Origin of the sequence: Teichococcus oryzae (assembly GCF_008386565.1) — a bacterium.
GTDB classification, from domain to species: Bacteria; Pseudomonadota; Alphaproteobacteria; order Acetobacterales; family Acetobacteraceae; genus Pseudoroseomonas; species Pseudoroseomonas oryzae.
The window spans coordinates 1-580 of sequence record NZ_VUKA01000083.1 but is presented as its reverse complement, the minus strand read 5'-3'; the positions used below and the strand labels follow the sequence as shown (position 1 = coordinate 580).

Below are 580 nucleotides of genomic sequence, written 5' to 3'. Positions count from 1 at the left end.
GTCGTATTTTGTAAATTTTTTCTTGTCGTTTGAATCAGTCCACGCTAAATCTTCATTTACTAAATAAACATTTGATGTACCCATTTTTAGTACACTCAAAAATCCGTTCTCTTCAAGTACTTTGATTCCTCTATAAATAGTCATTTTTGATTTTCCAAAGTAATCTTCAAAAGTTGAATATGAGCATGCTAATGCATTCTTGTTATCCATGTGTTCGATTATGAAAAATAAAAGAGAACTAGCGAAATTGTGGTTTGCCATTAACCATCTTAGTTCTGGCATGTTATCTCGATAAAGTTGAATGAAATTAAGATTCTTTTTTTCACTTTCTTTTTTCTGTTGATCTTGTTCATTTTTTTCATCTAGTTCTAATAATTTTTGAAGTTTTTTAAATTCATCCGCGTTTAATTCTATAGTGATTTTTTCTTGGGAGTTCTTGTCCATTTTTCCACCCCTTTTTTGCAAGAAGGTATCACACTATGATACCTATATGTATAATCTTTGTTATATCCTATAACATGACCTGATATATGTAAAGACAAATTTGTTATATTCTTCTACAAATAGGTATCACAAGCTA

General features: G+C 29.1%; 1 protein-coding gene. It reads right to left on the bottom strand.

Going from position 1 to position 580, the window contains the following annotated elements; translation table 11 throughout:
• Positions 1-444, bottom strand: a 444-nt coding sequence (locus F0Q34_RS21625) for a replication/maintenance protein RepL (RefSeq protein WP_149814430.1), incomplete at its 3' end; no start/stop codon positions are given.
• Positions 445-580: the final 136 nt, after the last annotated feature.